Source organism: Gordonia aurantiaca (assembly GCF_039939235.1).
Classification (GTDB): domain Bacteria; phylum Actinomycetota; class Actinomycetes; order Mycobacteriales; family Mycobacteriaceae; genus Gordonia.
In genome coordinates, this window is sequence record NZ_JBDUUF010000010.1 from 16,844 (window position 1) to 33,340 (window position 16,497).

Below are 16,497 nucleotides of genomic sequence, written 5' to 3' on the forward strand. Positions count from 1 at the left end.
GCATCTCCGGGGATCGCCGCAATCAGCGATTTGCCGAACGGCGGTAGAGGAAAAGGGACGCGGGCACACACACGGCGAGGATCACCAGGGACGACCCCACCGAATAGGCGACCGCGTGGTCGGCGACCCATCCGGTTGCGGCCGGGAAGTCGGGTGGCGCCTCGTTGTCGAAGAGCTGCCGACAGGCGGTGGCGACCGCGGTCACCGGGTTCCACTCGGCGATGGCCCGCAGGGGTCCCGGGAGGCTCTGGGCCGAGATGAACGCGCTCGACAGGAAGGTGATCGGAAACATCCACAGGAAGCCGATGCTTTGTGCCGCTTCGACATTCGGCGCTCCCAAGCCGGTCACCGCGCCCACCCAGGCCATGGCGAGTGCGAACAGGCCGATGATGCCGAATGCGATCGCTGCGTCGCCCGCGGTGCCCTGGACCCGCCATCCGATGGCGAGTCCGCAGAGCACCATCACGCCGAGTCCGACGACGCACAGCACCATGTCCGAGGTCACTCGCCCGCTGATGACGCCGAGCCGTGACATCGGAAGAGAGCGAAGGCGGTCCACGATCCCGTCGGATGTGTCGTTCGCCAGGCCGACGGTGGTGAAGGCCGCGTTGAACACGACGGTCTGGGTGAAGATGCCCGCCATGAGGAACTCGCGGTAGGAGCCGCCGCCGAACGTCGCGCCGAAGACATAGGCGAACAGGAACACGAACATGAGTGGTTGTATTGTGGCGCTGATCAGCAGAGTTGGTATTCGCTTCACCGTCAGCAGGTTCCGCTCGACCAGTACCGCGGTGTCAGTGAACATGGACATTCTCCGATCGATCCGAGTGCTGGGAGTGCGCGAGCTCCGCCGTGTCGGGGACCGTGATGTCATCCGAACGATCGAATTTGTTGTCCGCCTTGGGTTTTATGTGCCCTTCGGCGTCTGTTGTGTCTGATTCGTCTGGAATATAAGCGGATTCGTGGTCGAGATCGCTCGCCGCTTCCTCGGTCCGTTCGGTGAGTGCGAGGAACACGTCGTCGAGCGTGGGTGTGCTCACCGAGGCGTCGAGGACGTCGATGCCGGCGGAGGACAGGTCCTTGACCGCGGCCACCGCACTGCGGGTGCCACCGTCGACGGCGACCGACCATCGCGGCCCGTGCTCGCCGGGGCCGACCGGCTCGTCGTCGAGGCGTTCGGGGTGTCCGATCCCGATCTCGGACAGCACCGCCGCGACGTGGTTGTCCGTGACGGGACGGCCGTCGTCGGCGGGCGCGATCTCCAGGGTGAGGATCGACCCGCCGGTGGCCGCCTTCAACTCCGACGCGCTGCCCTGGGCGCGGATGGTGCCGTGGTCGATGACGGTGATCTGGTCGGCGAGGGCGTCGGCCTCCTCGAGGTATTGGGTGGTGAGGAGTACGGTGGCGCCGTTGTGGACCTGCTGGGTGATGACGTCCCACATCATGCGGCGTCCGCGGGGGTCGAGACCGGTGGTGGGTTCGTCGAGGATGACGAGGGACGGTTGGTTTATGAGGGCTCCGGCGAGGTCGAGGCGCCGTCGCATGCCGCCGGAGTAGGTGCGCATCGGGCGGTCGGCGGCATCGTCGAGATTGAGTTCGGTGATGAGCCGACGGGCTCGCGTGCCGGCCTCCGATCGGGTCTGTCCGTAGAGCTGGCCGACCATGCGGAGGTTCTCGTAACCGGTGAGGTTGCCGTCGACGGCGGCGTACTGCCCCGACACCCCGATGATCTCCCGGACCGCCGCGGGTTCGGCGAGCGCGTCGACCCCGTCCACCAGGACGGTCCCCTCGTCGGGCCGCAGCAGCGTCGCCACGGCCCGCACCGCCGTGGTCTTGCCTGCGCCATTGGGACCCAACAGTGCGTGGACGGTCCCGGAGGGAACCGTCAGGTCCAGGCCGCCCAGCGCGTGGACGCGCGGGCCACGGCCGAACAATCCGGTCCGGAACGTCTTGCGCAGGCCGCGCAGTTCGAGGGCGTCGGGTGTCGTCGTGTCAGCCATGCCGTGCCGCCCCACGGGTGACCTCGCTGTCCCGTCCGCCGACATGGACGTCTCCCGACGAGCCCTCCATCTGCCGGATGAGGCCGGCGGGCCGCATGTCGTGCCAGTTGTTCTCGACGAAGTCGAGGCAGTCGTCGTGCCCGGCCGGACCGAACACGGTCCGCCAGCCGTCGGGGACGGGTGCGAAGTCGGGCCACAGCGAGTGTTGGTTCTCGTGATTGACGAGCACCCGGAAGACCCCGTCGGTGTCGTCGAACGGATTGGACATCACAACTCCTCTCGGGTGGTGGACACCGGCGTTCCCGGCGGTACACCGATGGCACGTATCCAGGTGGACACGTTCTCCGGCAGCAGCATTCGTGCATGGCTGCTCGCGGCCTCGACCTCGTGGAGGTGGCCGGTGATGGTGGATCGCCAGCCGTCGACCGCGCGCGGGCCGGGCCGGGGATCGAGGGCCGCGGTCACGAAGACCACGTCCCCGCCGTAGGGGCGGGGCCGCCATCGGCGCGCGACGGACGTGGCGCTGCGGTACACCTCGCCGACGACACCGAGGGTCTGCTCGTCCAGGTTCCCCAGCGCGCCTCCGGCGGCGTCGAGGATGCGCTTGACGGCGGCGGGGTCGAGGCGGGCGGGGTCGAGATCGGCGGGCTCGGCGGTCCCGTGGTCGGCCGGGTCGAGGCCGAACTCGCGCATCAGCTCCGTGACGGAGGCGTCGGCGTCGAGGTCGGGGCGTGCGGACAGCACGTAGGTGTCGAGCAGGACGAGCTGCGCCACCTCCTCCCCGGCGTCGGTCAGCCGGACGGCCATCTCCTGAGCGACGAGTCCGCCGATCGACCACCCGATAAGGTGGTACGGACCGGTGGGCTGCACGGTCCGGATCGCCGCGATGTAGCGGGCGGCGAGCTCGTCGATCGTGCGCACGCATCCGCCGCCCGACAGGGCCGGGTGCTGGAGCCCGTACAGCGGACGCCCAGCGGGCAGGTGCGGCAGCATCGAGGCGAACGCCCACGAGAGACCGATCGCCGGGTGGACGGCGAACAGGGGCGCGGGCTCCGCGTCTCCGGTCGACCGGCGCAGCGGCAGAAGGGGTTCCAATCCCGTCGGTACAGGAGGCGTCGCCATGCGATGTTCGCCCGCGAGCCCGAGTGCGGCGGCCAGCTCGGCGGGGCTCGGCGCACCGAAGAGCGTCTGTGCGGTGACCTGTCTGCCGGTGAGCTCGCCGAGGCGCGCCGTGACCGTGGTGGCCAGCAGCGAGTTCCCGCCCAGGTCGAAGAAACCGTCGTCGGCGCCGATGGTGCCGACCTCGACCTCGAGGACCTCGGCGAAGATCCGCGCGACCTGCGATTCGCCGCCGGGTGCCGGCGCGCGGCGCGGGACGGGGTCCGGCGCGGGCAACGCCCGCCGGTCGAGTTTGCCGCTCGGCGTCAGCGGTATGACGTCCAGCACCGTCACCGTGGCCGGCACCATGTGCCGCGGCAGGCGGCGACCGAGGCGGCGTCGGAGATCGAGCGGCTCGGGCGGGTGGCCGTTCGCGGGGGTGACGTAACTGCGCAGTGTCGCAGCGCCGCCCGTGCCGTCGACGAGGGTGACGGCGAAGTCGACATCGGGTTCCGCGGCGAGTGCGTCGTCGATCTCGCCGAGTTCGACGCGGAAGCCGCGGATCTGGACCTGCGTGTCCCCGCGCCCGACGTAGACGAGCCGGCCGTCCTCCGTCCACCGGACGAGGTCGCCGGTGCGGTACATGCGGCGCCCGGCGTGGCGTGGCCCGGTCACCATGGGCGCCGGCACGAACCGCGTCGCGGTGAGGCCGGGTCGCCGGTGATAGCCGCGGGTCACCTGGTCGCCGAGGAGATAGAGCTCGCCGACGACGCCGGTCGGGACGGGGTGGAGGCGGTCGTCGAGGACGAGGGCGCCCACACCGTTGTTGGGTGTGCCGATCGTCATCGTGCTCGCCGGGGTGAGGGGGGCGCTGCCGGTGACGATCACCGTGGTCTCGGTGGGGCCGTAGACGTTGATCAGCGTCCGCCCGGGCGCCCAGCGTCGTACCAGGTCGGCGCCGAAGTCCTCGCCGCCCACGGCGAGCATCCGCAGCGACCCGACCGCCGCAGGGTCCATGCTCGCCACCGCGGCCGGCGTGATGAAGGCATGCGTGACCCGCGCCGCAGTGATGGCGTCGCTCAGCGCGGAGCCGCCGTACACCAGCGGGTCGGCGATCACCAGGGTCGACGAACCGGCCAGCGCCAGAAGGAATTCCAGCACCGATGCGTCGAAACTCGGGGAGGCGAAGTGCAGCACGCGTGATGACGGCTCCGGACTCATCCGCTCGGCCAGTTCGTCGTGCACCGCGCGCATCCCGGAGTGCGGCACCAGAACGCCCTTCGGCCGGCCGGTCGACCCGGAGGTGTAGATGATGTAGGCGAGCTGGTCGGGTCGGATCGGCCGGCCGCGTTCGGGGTCTCCGATGGGCGCGGGTGAGGAGTGATGCAGACGCGTGGCCGTCGACGGGTCGTCGAGGACGAGCGCCGGCACCGGTTCCCCGGTCCCGGTCGTGCTGAGCGACGCACGCGCCGACGTGGTCGTCACGACGAGCCGTGCCCCGCTGTCGGCGAGCATGTGCGCGATGCGTTCGGACGGATAGTGGGGATCGACGGGTACATACGCCGCACCGGTCTTCACGATCGCCCAGATGACCACGACGGCGTCGACGGACCGTTCCACCGCCATCGCCACCACATCTTCGGCGTACGCGCCCACGCCACGCCCGAGCAGGACGCGCGCCAACCGGTTGGAGCGGGCGTCGAGTTCTCGGTAGGTGAGGGCCTCCTGCTCGTCTCCGGTCCCGCACATGACGGCGAGTCCGTCGGGATTGCGCCGTACCGCCTCGGCGAAGAGTCGGTCCAGTGTGGAGGGCGGGGCGCAGGGGCGGCCGGAGGCGGGTGAGCGGTCGGCCACCTCCAGCGGGTCGGTGACCCGGATGTCGCCGACGGCGCGCCCGGGATCGCCGAGCATGCCGCGGATGACCCGCAGCAGTCGCGTCCCCAGCAGTTCGGCGTCGTCGTGCCGGTAACGCGCGGTGTCATAGGTGAGCTGGATCGCCGCCTGGCCGTCGTGCATCCCGGTGACGGTGAACTGCAGGTCGAACTTCGCCGCCGGAGCGTCGAATTCGACGATGGACGCGTTCACCCCGTCGCCCATGTCGACGGTCATCGCGGGTGCGCCGCCCGGGTCGGCGGAGAACTCGCCGGTCGCGTGGTCGTGCACCGACAGCGCCACCTGGAACAGCGGGTGGCGCCCGTCGACGCGCGGCGGGTTCAGCGCGGCGACGAGGTCGTCGAAGGGCAGGCCCCGGTGGTCGAGTGCGTCGACGTCGGCGTCACGGACGCGCCGTACCAGGTCCGCGACCGTGTCGGAGGGGCACAGGACCGTCCGCAACGGCAGGACGTTGACGAACATCCCGACCACGCCGCGGTAGTCACGGCCGGTGTCGGCACCCCGGTTGTCCACCGGGGTGCCGACGACGAGGTCGCGTCCGACGCCGAGTCGGTGCAGCAGGACGGCGAGCGCCGTGTGCAGCACCGAGAACGGCGTCGTGGACTGTTCCCGGGCGAAGGCGACGAGTCCGGCTCGGGTGTGGGCGGGGATCTCGAACGTCACCGACCGGGCGCCGCTCGACGCGTGCGGGTGCGGCGCCGAGGGGGCGATGGTGGTCTCCGCCGGCGCGTCGGAGAGCGTGTCCGCCCAGAAGCGGAGTTCGTAGTCGCGGGCCGGGGCGCCGGCGGTTTCGACGGCGTGATCGCGGTGGTCGAGGTCGGCGGGTCCCCAGGCGGTGGTGCGTCCCCGTCGGCGCTGCCCGTAGGCGCGGGTGAGGTCGGCGACCAGGATCGGCAGCGACGCACCGTCGGCGGCGAGGTGATGGATCACCAGGACGAGGAACGGTTCGGTCCGCGTGTCAGAGGAGTCGGCGACGAGCGTCGCGCAGATCGGCGCGGCGCGGGTGATGTCGATGGGTTGCGTTGCGAGACGGCTGATCTCGGCGGCAATGTCCGGTGTGCTCCGCACGGCGAGGTCGCCCACGACCGCCTCCGGATCGTCGAGGACCCGTCCCGTCGGCCCCTCGTCACCGGGCTCGAACACCGTACGCAGGCTGGTGTGTCGTGCCACCACGTCGACGAGCGCGCCACGCAGCGAGGCGATGTCGAGGTCACCGCGGAACCGCAGGACGAACGGCATCAGGTACTCGGTGGAGTCCGGATCGGCCACCGAGATCGACCAGAGTCGGCGTTGCGCCGGTGCGAGCGGAAACCGTTCCGGACGCCGCACGGCCGCCGGGACGGTCGTCGCCGGTTCGTCGGCGAGCGTCAGCAACGACGCGAGCGCTTCGGGGCTCGGGCGGTCGAAGAGGTCGCGGACCCGGAGCCGTTCGCCGGCGTGTATGCGGTTGATCCGGCTGATGAGGGTCGTCGCCTGCAGCGACGTGCCGCCGAGGAGGAAGAAGTCGTCGTCGACACCGATCTCGTCGGGTCGTCGGTCGAGGACCTCGGCGACGAGGTGCACCAGCGCGGACTCGGCCGGGGTGCGCGGCGCCCGGGCCGTGCGGGGTCGTCGGACGGCGGCCGGGTCGGGGAGCCGGGACCGGTCGAGTTTTCCGTTGCTGGTCAACGGGATCGAGTCGAGTACGACGACGGCCGACGGCACCATGTGACGGGGGAGCCGGCGCCGCACGTTCTCGAGCACCGCGTCGGCGTCCGGCCGGGGGTCGCCGGCGGGGGACGTGGAGCCGGGCGCGGGCTCGGCGAGTGTGACGTAGCCGACCAGGGTTGCCGACGCGCCTTCGCCGCGCACGACGGCGGTCGCGAAGTCGACGCCGTCGACGGCCGCGAGCGCCGAGCCGACCTCGTCGAGTTCGATCCGGAAACCGCGGACCTTCACCTGGTTGTCGGAGCGTCCGTGGTAGATCAGCGCGCCGTCGTCCGTGCGGTGCGCGATGTCGCCGGTCCGGTACATCACGGCGCCGTCGGCGTCCGGGCGTGCGACGAACCGGGTGGCGCTGAGGCCGGGACGGCCGAGGTATCCGCGCGCGACCCCGGGTCCGGCGAGGTACAGCTCGCCCGGGACGTGGTCGGGGACCGGTCGCAGCCGGTGGTCGAGGACCAGCGCGGTGCAGTCGTGGATCGCCGAGCCGATGGTGATCGGTGCCCCCGGTCGGAGCGGCTCCGACATGAGCGCGACGATCGTGGTCTCGGTCGGGCCGTAGCTGTTGATGTACTTCCGGCCGGGCGCCCACCGCGCGATGAGTTCCGGGGTCGATGCCTCTCCCCCGACCCCGAGCGTGCACAGGTGGGGCAGCGGATGGGCTCGTGCCGACGCGAGCGCCGCCGGGGTGACGAACGCGTGGGTGACGGTGCGCGCGTGCATGAACTCGACGAGTTCGTCGCCGCCGTAGATGGTGGGCGGGACGATCACCATCGTGGCCCCGCCGGTGAACGCGAGCAGGAACTCCAGCATCGCGGCATCGAAGGCGGGAGACGCGAAGTGCAGTGTCCGGTCGTCCGCGGCGACGTCGTAGCGTTCCCGCTGGGCCTCGGCGAAGGCGGCGAGCCCGCGATGGGTGACGCTGACGCCCTTGGGTCTCCCGGTGGAGCCCGAGGTGTAGACGATGTACGCGAGCGAGTCGGTGTGGCGGGGTGCCGGCGTGGTGTCGCGCGGGCCGGAGGCGGTGGCGTCCAGCGACGCCGGCGACACCCATCGGATGTCGTCCGGGACGTGCGAGAGCAGGTCGGCGTTCGTGATACCCAGCGCGGCGCCGGAGTCGGCGATCATGTGGGTCACGCGGTCGGCGGGGTAGCGCGCGTCCACGGGCAGGATCGCGCCGCCGGCCTTGGCCACCGCTCACGTCGCGATCACCGAGTCGAGGCTGCGGTCGAGGGCGACGGCGACCACGTCGTCGGTGCCGATGCCCAGGTCCCGCAGCGCGCCGCACCAGCGGTCGGAGGTCTGGTCCAGTTCGGCGTACGTCAGCCGGCGGTCGCCGTCCTCGACGGCGATCCGGTGCGCGTGCCGGCGAGCCGTGGCGGTGACGATGTCGGCGAGATGACGGGGACGGACCGGGGAGGCCGCCGACTCCGGGACCCTCGCCGCGCACGCGAGCGGAAGATCGTCCAACGCCGTCTCGGGTTGGTCGGCGACGGTGCGCGCGAGAGAGGTGAACATCTGCGCCAACGCCGTGATGCGTTCCCGGGTGTGCACGTCGGTCGCGTAGGTGAACCGGGCGTGCCCGTCGCGGATACGGAGCTCGAGGTCGAAACGTGCGGAGCCGGTGTCGATCTCGGTTGCGGAGACCTCGAGGCCCGGCGTGCCCGCGCCCAGATCGGCAAAGACGGGGCCGGGTGTCTCCGCCGTGTCCTTCAGCCTGGTGTCGAAGACGAGGGCGATCTGGAACAGCGGATGCCGCTCGGTGCGGGGCGGATTGAGCATCGACACGATCTGTTCGAAGGGCATGTCCGCGCGGGCCAGCGCCTCGAGGTCACGGTGGCGCACGGAGTCGAGCAGCGAGGCGAATCCCGCGCTGCCGTCGACGGGGGTGCGCAGGACCACCGAGTTGACGAACATGCCGACCACGTCGGCCAGGCGGGGGTCGTTGCGGCCGGCGACCGGAGTGCCGATCACGATGTCCGATGCGGCTCCCGCAACGTGCGTGTCGGGGACGGCATGGAGCCGGTGGAGCAGCGCCGCGAAGAGGGCGTGGACCGCCATGAACTCGGTGACGTGGCCGTCGGTGAGCTCCGTCAACCGACGTCGGGTGGGGGTGTCGAAGGCGACCTCGACGACCTCGGCGCGGCGCTCGACGCCCGGCTCGGCGTCGGGGATGAGCAGCGGACGGGTGTCGACGCCGTCGAGCTCGGAGCGCCACCATCCGGCGAGATCGTCGCTGCGGTCGAGGATCTCACGTTGCCACCGCAGGTAGTCGAGATAGTCCACGGCGGACGTGGTCTCGGTCCCGGGGTACGAACCGGTCCGACGGACCTCGGCGTAGGCGTGGGCGATGTCGCGATGCAACGGCGCCATCGACCACCCGTCGGCGGCGATGTGGTGGATGACGACCGCCAGCACGTGGTGGGCGGGGTCACCGTCGATGCGGTACAGGGCGGTCCGGAGCGGGAGGTCGGTGGTGAGGTCGAAGGGGCGTCGTGCCAGCTCCCTCGCGCTGGTCCGCCAGTCCTCCGCGGAGGTCTCGGCGACGCCGAGTTCGACGACCACCTCGTCGGCCGCCCGGACGTCGAGAACCGGGTGCCCGTCGTGGTCGGGATACACCGTGCGCAGCATGACGTGCCGGTCGACGGTGTGGCGGATCGACGCCTCCAGCGCGTCGAGGTCGAGGTCGCCGCGCAGGTCCAGGGCGAATGCGATCGCGTAATCTGCGGTGGCCGAGTCGATTTCGCTCTCCTGCTCAGGGGAGGTCCCGGATTTCCGGTCGTCGCCGAGGGCGAGCTGGTTGAGGAACCACAACTGTTGTTGCGCCGGCCCCGGCTCGGCGGGCGCGGCGGGATCGTGCGTCAACCGCGGACCGTCGGTCACCGGTGTCGTCGCGTCGCGGCCGTCGGCGAGACGGGCGATCCCGGCCACGGTGGAGTGGTCGAAGACCTCCCGGACCGCGACCCGGTGTCCGGTGAGATGTACGAGTGCGCCGACGATCTGGGTCGCGAGCAGCGAGTTGCCGCCCAGGTCGAAGAAGTCGTGGTAGCGGCCGACGGTCCCGGACTGCAGGTCGAGCCGGTCGGTGATGAGGTCGGCCACCGCCCGTTCCGTCGGGGTGACCGGCGCGACGTACCCGACCCCGCCGCCGACCGGGACCGTGTCCGGGTCGGGGAGCGCCCGCAGGTCGACCTTGCCGATCGGGGTGGTCGGGATCTCGTCGAGCTCGATGACCATCGACGGGATCATGTAGCGCGGCAACCGGTCCGCGAGACGTTCACGGATGTCGGCGGTGGTGTGTGGGGCGTCGGGTGCCAGGGTCACGTAGGAGATGAGATGCGCGCGATGCCCCTCGCCGTGCGCGATGGTGACGGAGGCGCGGATCGAGTCGTCGGCGACGAGTGCCGCGTCGATCTCGCCGAGCTCGATGCGGTGGCCGCGGATCTTGGTCTGGTGGTCGGTCCGTCCGCAGAACTCGAGTTCGTGGTCGGAGGTCCAGCGCACCAGATCGCCGGTGCGGTACATCCGTTCACCGGGATCGCCGTACGGGTTGGCGACGAAGCGCTTCGACGTCAGCGGCCGCACCTCGTGGTAGCCGCGGGCGAGATGGTCTCCGGCGACGTAGAGTTCGCCGATGGCGCCGGGCGCGACCGGCTGGAGCCGCTCGTCGAGCACGAGGACGGACACGCCACGGATGGGGCGGCCGATGGTCAGGATCGTGTAGCCGGGATCGATCGGTGCCGACACTGCGGCGACGACCGTGGTCTCGGTGGGGCCGTAGGCGTTGAACAGCCGTGGTCCACGTGACCACGCCCGCACCACCTCCGGATTCGGATGCTCGCCGCCGATGACGAGCGCCTCGAGGTCGGGTACGTCATCCGGGCACATGGTGGTCAGCACCGACGGGGTGAGGAAAGCATGGGTGACATGGCCGTTCCGCATGATCTCGGCGAGCTCGGCGCCACCGACGACCCCCGGCGGGACGATGTGCATGGTCGATCCGGCGGCCACCGCCATCAGGATCTCGAGGACCGTCGCGTCGAAGCTGGGTGAGGCCATGTGCATGGTCTGGCTGTCCGGGGTGATCCGGTACTGCGTCACCTGCTGCGCCGCGAAATCGGCGAGGCCCCGATGGCTGACCACCACGCCCTTCGGGACGCCCGTGGTCCCGGAGGTGTAGATGAGATATGCGGGCTGGTCGATGTCGATCGCGGCCCGGCGCTGCGCATCCTCGATCGGCGCCGCGGACCTCGACATGACGTCCGCGTTCGTCTCGGCGCTGTCGAGGACCAGCGCAGGCGGTAGGAGCCCGACGTCGGTACCGGACTCCTGACGCAGCGCGGGCCGTGGATCCGACGCCCGATCGGTGATCAGCAGCAGTGCGGCGGAGTCGGTGAGCATGTGTGCGATCCGCGAGATGGGATGAGCCGGATCCACGGGCACCCAGGCAGCGCCGGTGCGGGCCACCGCCCACATGGTGACCATCCAGTCGACACCGCGGGGAAGCGAGACGGCCACATGGGTTTCCGGACCTGCGCCGCGCTCGATCAAGACGCGTGCGAGACGGTTCGACGCGGCGTCGAGTTCGAGGTAGGTCAGCGACCGGTCCCCGTCGGTGACCGCGATGCGATGCGGCGACGAGTCGGCCGCCGCGGACAGCAGGGCGGTGAGATGCTCGACCGGCCGGTGTCCTTCGCCGACCGCAGGTACGAGATCGAGACGCTCGTGCAGGTCGAGGACGGGGAGGTCGCCGACCGCGGTGCCGGGCCGGGTCGCGGCCGCCTCCAGGATGCGATCGAGGCGGGACGCCAGCGCGGCGACCGTGCTCCGGTCGAACAGTTCGGTGGCATAACCGATCTCGAGACCGAGTCCGGCCGCCTGCCCGTCGGGGTCGTACAGCTCGGTGAAGGTGAATTGGAGATCGAACGCGGTGTGGCCGGTGTCTATCCGCGATGCGGTGGCGGCGAGTCCGGCGAAGTCGAGGCGGATCGCGGAGCGGTCCTCGAGCGCGAGGGACACCTGGAAGAAGGGGTGGACCAACGACGACCGGTCCGGGTTGAGTTCGGTGACCAGACGGTCGAACGGCAGGTCCGCGTTGTCGAAGGCGCTCAGGTCGGTGTCCCGGACCCGGTCGAGGAGTTCGGCGAAACCGGCGTTCTTGTCGACCGTCGTCCGCAACGCGAGCGTGTTGACGAACATGCCCACCAGGCCGTCGAGGTCGGCGTCGCCGCGCCCGGCCACCGGGGTGCCGATGACGATGTCGGAGCTCTGCGACAGCGAACGAAGGAGTGCGGCGAGTGCGGCGTGCAACACCATGAACACGGTGGCCTCGCCGGTGGCGGCGAGGTCGCGGACCGCGCGATGGGTCTCGGCGGGCAGGATGGCGGTCACCGATGCGCCCGCGGACGCGACCTCGTGGCGTCCCGTGCGGGGGCGGTCGAGGGGTAGTTCGGTCTCGGCCGGCACGTCGGCGAGTGTCTCGCGCCAGAACTCGAGCTCCGATGCGGCGTCCGGACTCTCGGACAGCCACGCGTGCCGCTCGGCGCTCACCTGCGAATAGTGGACGGGCAACGGCGGCCACGCCGGTTCGGCGCCCGCGCGGCGAGCCCGGTACGCGGTGGCGAGGTCGCTCGCGAGAGGAGCGAGCGACCACCCGTCGGCGGCGATGTGGTGTACCACGACGTTCAGCCGGTGATCGTCGTCGGCGGTGCGGACCAGACGGGCGCGGATCGGCAGGTCGGTGCCGAGATCGAAGGGGCGGGCGGCGAATTCGCGGTCCGACTCGGCGAGCCCGGCCGCCGGGACGATCGGGACGTCGAGGGTCGCCGACTCGGCCGGCAGCGGCGAGACGCACGCGACGCCGTGGTGGTCGACGACGATGCTGTGCAACGGCTCGTGGCGTGCGACGACGTCGTCGAGTGCCCCGAGCAGTGCTTCGGTGTCGAGCGTGCCGACCAGGCGGACGGTGAACGGCATGTTGTAGGTGGCCGCGGCGTCCGGGTCGAGTTGCGTCGCGAGCCAGAGGCGATGCTGGGCGGGGGAGAGGGGGACCGGCACACCGGGGTCCTCGGCGCCCGGCGGCTGCGTGGTCGGACGCGTCGTCGTGCCCGCGGCCGGGTCGGTGAGCTCGACGCCGAGATCACCGAGGGCGTCGACGATCCCGCCGATGTCTTCGGCGTCGAAGATGGTGCGGATACCGATCCGTCTGCCGGTCGCCTTCGACAGCCGGGAGGCGACCCGGGTCGCCGACAGCGATGTGCCGCCGATGTCGAAGAAGCGGTCGCGCAGGGAGACGGGGGTCCGCGATCGCGCGTCCGATCCCAGGACCTCGGCGACGGTGCCGGCGACGAACCGGGCCAGCGGTGTCTCGGGCGCGACGAACTCGCGGTCGGTGCGCAGTTCGGGGGTGGGGAGCGCGCGTCGGTCGAGTTTGCCGTTGGCGGTCGTGGGCAATGTGTCGAGCACCGTGATCACGGTGGGGATCATGTGTTCGGGCAGCATGGTCTTGAGATCCGCACGCAGGTCGCGGTCACGCAGGCCGTCGCCGCCGGTGACGTAGCCGGCCAGAGCGGGACCGTCGGCCACGAGGTCGTCACGGACCACGACCGCGGCGGCGTCCACGCCGCCGAGGCGGCTCATGACGGCCTCGATCTCGCCGAGTTCGACGCGCCGGCCCCGGACCTTGACCTGCGAGTCGGTGCGGCCGAGGTATTCGAGTTCGCCCAGGTCGGTCATCCGCACCAGGTCCCCGGTGCGGTACAGGCGTCGGCCGTCGGGTGCGGCGACGAATCGCGAGGCGGTGAGGTCGGGGCGCGCGCGGTAGCCGCGGGCGAGTTGTACCCCGCCCAGGTAGAGTTCGCCGACCGCACCCACGGGTTGCGGACGCAACCGGTGGTCGAGCACGTGCACGGTGGTGTTCCACACGGGCCGGCCGATCGGCACCACCGGAACGTCGCCGCGACAGTCGTCGTGGTGGGTGACGTCGATCGCGGCCTCGGTGGGGCCGTAGAGGTTGTGGACGGCCGCCGGGGTGAGGTCCGCGGTCGCGGCGACGGTGGACGGGGTGAGTGCCTCGCCGCTGGTGAAGATCCGGCGCAGGGACGCCAGGCTCGCGGTGGTGGTCGCCGGGTCCGCGGCCGTCGCCGTCTGCGTTCCTCGCAGCTCGGGCAGTGCGTTCTCGTGATCGTCGATGGTCAGCGCCGCGGCGAACTCGGCCAGCATGGACGGGACGAAATGGACTGTGGTGACCTGGTATTCGTCGACGACGTCGCGCAGGTACCAGGGGTCGCGGTGGCCGTCCGGCGTGGGGACCACGAGCGATGCGCCGGTGAGGAACGGCCAGAAGAACTCCCACACCGAGACGTCGAAGGTGGCGGGGGTCTTCTGCAGCACCCGGTCCGACACGGAGAGCCGATAACGGTCCTGCATCCACGACAGCCGGTTGACGACGGCACGATGGGAAACGGCCACGCCCTTGGGTTTCCCGGTGGACCCGGAGGTGAAGAGCACGTAGGCGGTGTGATCGGGTCGTAGATCGGGGCGGATGAGCTGATGACCTGGGTCGGCGCGCAACTCGGCGAAGCCGCTCTCCGTGATGATCAGGTCCGGGGTGGCCACGTCGAGGATGTGCGCGAGACGGTCGGGTGGTTCCTCCGGATCGATGGGCACGAACGCCGCCCCCGCCCGGACGACCGCGTGCAGGGCCTCCACCTGATCGACGCTGCGCGGGAGAGCCACCGCGACAACGCTTTCCGGGCCGATACCGCGCCGCTGCAGTGCGCCGGCCAGGGATCGTGTCGTGGCGTCGAACTCCGCATATGTGAGTGCGGCTCCGTCGCGACGGGCATCGACGAGGGCGGTCGCGTCGCGGTGTGCACGGGCGGCCGCGTCGAGCAGATCGACGAGGGTCGGCTCGCCGAGATCGACCTGATGGCCCGCGGACATCTCGGCGAGTCGTGCGGACTCCGTGCCGGACAGCACGCTCAGCCGGGACACCGGGGTATCGGGCGAGACGGTGACGAGTGCCGAGAGGAAGTCGACGAGGCGGCGGTGGTGTGCGGCGATCTCGTCGTCGGGATAGATCGTCGGGTTGGCCTCGAGGTCGACGCTCATGCCGCCGCCGAAACTGTCGTAGACGTTGATCGAGATGTCCTCGATGGGACCGGTCGACAACGCATGGAGCTCGCCGCGGACGGGACCGAAGTCGACGTGTTCGAAGAAGAGCATCACGTTGACCAGGGGCCCGAAGAAGCCACGGCGCCGGCCCGACCCGCCCAGGATGTCGGAGACGATGTCCTCGTGCCGGAATCTCTGGTGACGCACCGCGCCCTTGAGTTCCGTGGTGACCGCCTCGAGCAGATCCGACACGGTCGCGTCGTCGTCGATCCCCACGCGCAGGGGCACGACGTTGGACATCATGCCGGCCGAGGTGCGCAGGATGTCGCGGTCGCGCGCGGCGACCGGAAGGCTGAGGATCGCCTCGTCGCGGTCGGTGAAGCGGGCCACGTAGGCGGCGGCCGCTGCGGTGATGACGGCCGCCGGACGCACCCGGTGGGCGCGGGCGAGCGCCCGGATACCGGAGACCAGCTCATCGTCGAGCACCCGGGAGTGGACTTTCGACAGCGGCGCCGCGGGCCCGGAGCGCCGGGTCAGGGTGGCCATCTCCGGGAGGTCGGCCAGACGTTGCGCCCAGTACTCACGGTCGGCGGCGAACCTCTCCGACGCCCGGTACTCGCGGTCCATCTCCGCGATCAGCGCCATCGACGCGGTCTCGGCGACGGGTGGCGCGGTGCCGTTGACGAGCGCGGTGTAGTGCTGCGACACGCGCAGCATCAGGTACATCGCCCCATACCCGTCATAACCGATGTGATGGCCGCGGCAGTACCAGATCGAGTGTCCCGGGCCGAGTTTGAGAAGATGGGTGTCGAGGAGCGGATCCTCGAACAGGTCGGGACTCTTGGACCGGTGCCCGTCGATCCAGGCGAGCGCCTCGGCACGGGGGTCCTCGGTGCCGGAGAAGTCCTGTCGTCCCACGACCACACGACGTGACCAGTCGATGGTCAGGACGGGTTCACCGTCGTCGGCCGGGATCAGCCGCAGCAGAGAGGCTTCCGTCTCCAACTCGGTGAGAGTTGCTGCACGCTGCATGATGTCGGGATCGATGTCGACCGGTTCGCCGGTCTCGTCCGATCCATAAGTGCCGCTACGGAATTCGATGTAGGCGTCGATGGTCAGCGGGACGTCGGGCTCGAGCTGCTGTGCGTAGAAGATGCCGCGCTGCGCGGCGGTCATCGGAATCGTCGGCTTCGGGCCGGAAGTGGAGCCGGTGCGGCTGAGCTGCCGGATCGCGTCGTCTGTGGTCACGCAGGCCTCCCTGTCGACGAGCGCCCCGGCAGGCGGATGGTCGAACTCGGCGGGCCAGGATCGCGCGTTTCGGACACGGGACTGCTCGGCCCCGACAGGTGAGTGAACGGACCTGCCCGTCCTGGGCGGCAGATTTCCCCCGGGTACTCACCACACCTGTCGGATGTCGCCCCCTGGAACGCCACACGAGCCGTGTGGCCGCCGGGAGCGCTGCACTCGATCGATCTCTTCTCGACCGGTCGGGTGCGGCTGGTCTCGTCCCGTGTGTGCTTCGAGTGGGACGACCGCCCGGATGGGTCTCGCGTGAGAAATTTCTCGAGACATCTCCCCCGAACGGTGAGCGGGGAGTGTTGCGGCGATGGGCTTCGGGTCCGGATTTGGCCCCGACCTGGGCGTTCCCCTACACTTGTGGGGTTGCCTGCGGCACTGCTGTGTCGCAAGC

At 70.6% G+C, this 16,497-nt stretch carries 3 protein-coding genes and 1 pseudogene; all 4 read right to left on the bottom strand.

The window, feature by feature from the left end:
• Positions 1-22: 22 nt before the first annotated feature.
• A complete protein-coding gene (locus tag ABFT43_RS18030) occupies positions 23-805 on the bottom strand; it encodes an ABC transporter permease (protein WP_347961679.1) in 783 nt (260 codons plus the stop codon).
• Entirely contained in the window at positions 795-2,000 is a 1,206-nt protein-coding gene (locus ABFT43_RS18035; protein ID WP_347961680.1) for an ABC transporter ATP-binding protein, read from the bottom strand. Before ABFT43_RS18035 ends, ABFT43_RS18030 begins: the two co-directional genes overlap by 11 nt.
• Positions 1,993-2,268 (bottom strand): MbtH family protein, encoded by a 276-nt coding sequence (locus tag ABFT43_RS18040; protein WP_347961681.1) that lies wholly within the window; start codon positions 2,266-2,268, stop codon positions 1,993-1,995. Before ABFT43_RS18040 ends, ABFT43_RS18035 begins: the two co-directional genes overlap by 8 nt.
• A pseudogene (locus ABFT43_RS18045) lies at positions 2,268-16,055 on the bottom strand (amino acid adenylation domain-containing protein). Before ABFT43_RS18045 ends, ABFT43_RS18040 begins: the two are co-directional and overlap by 1 nt.
• Positions 16,056-16,497: the final 442 nt, after the last annotated feature.

Excerpts from the sequence above, each read along its gene's own strand:
- ABFT43_RS18030 (WP_347961679.1), bottom strand. The coding sequence starts at position 805 with ATGTTCACTGACACCGCGGTACTGGTCGAGCGGAACCTGCTGACGGTG.
- ABFT43_RS18040 (WP_347961681.1), bottom strand. The coding sequence starts at position 2,268 with ATGTCCAATCCGTTCGACGACACCGACGGGGTCTTCCGGGTGCTCGTC.
- ABFT43_RS18035 (WP_347961680.1), bottom strand. The coding sequence starts at position 2,000 with ATGGCTGACACGACGACACCCGACGCCCTCGAACTGCGCGGCCTGCGC.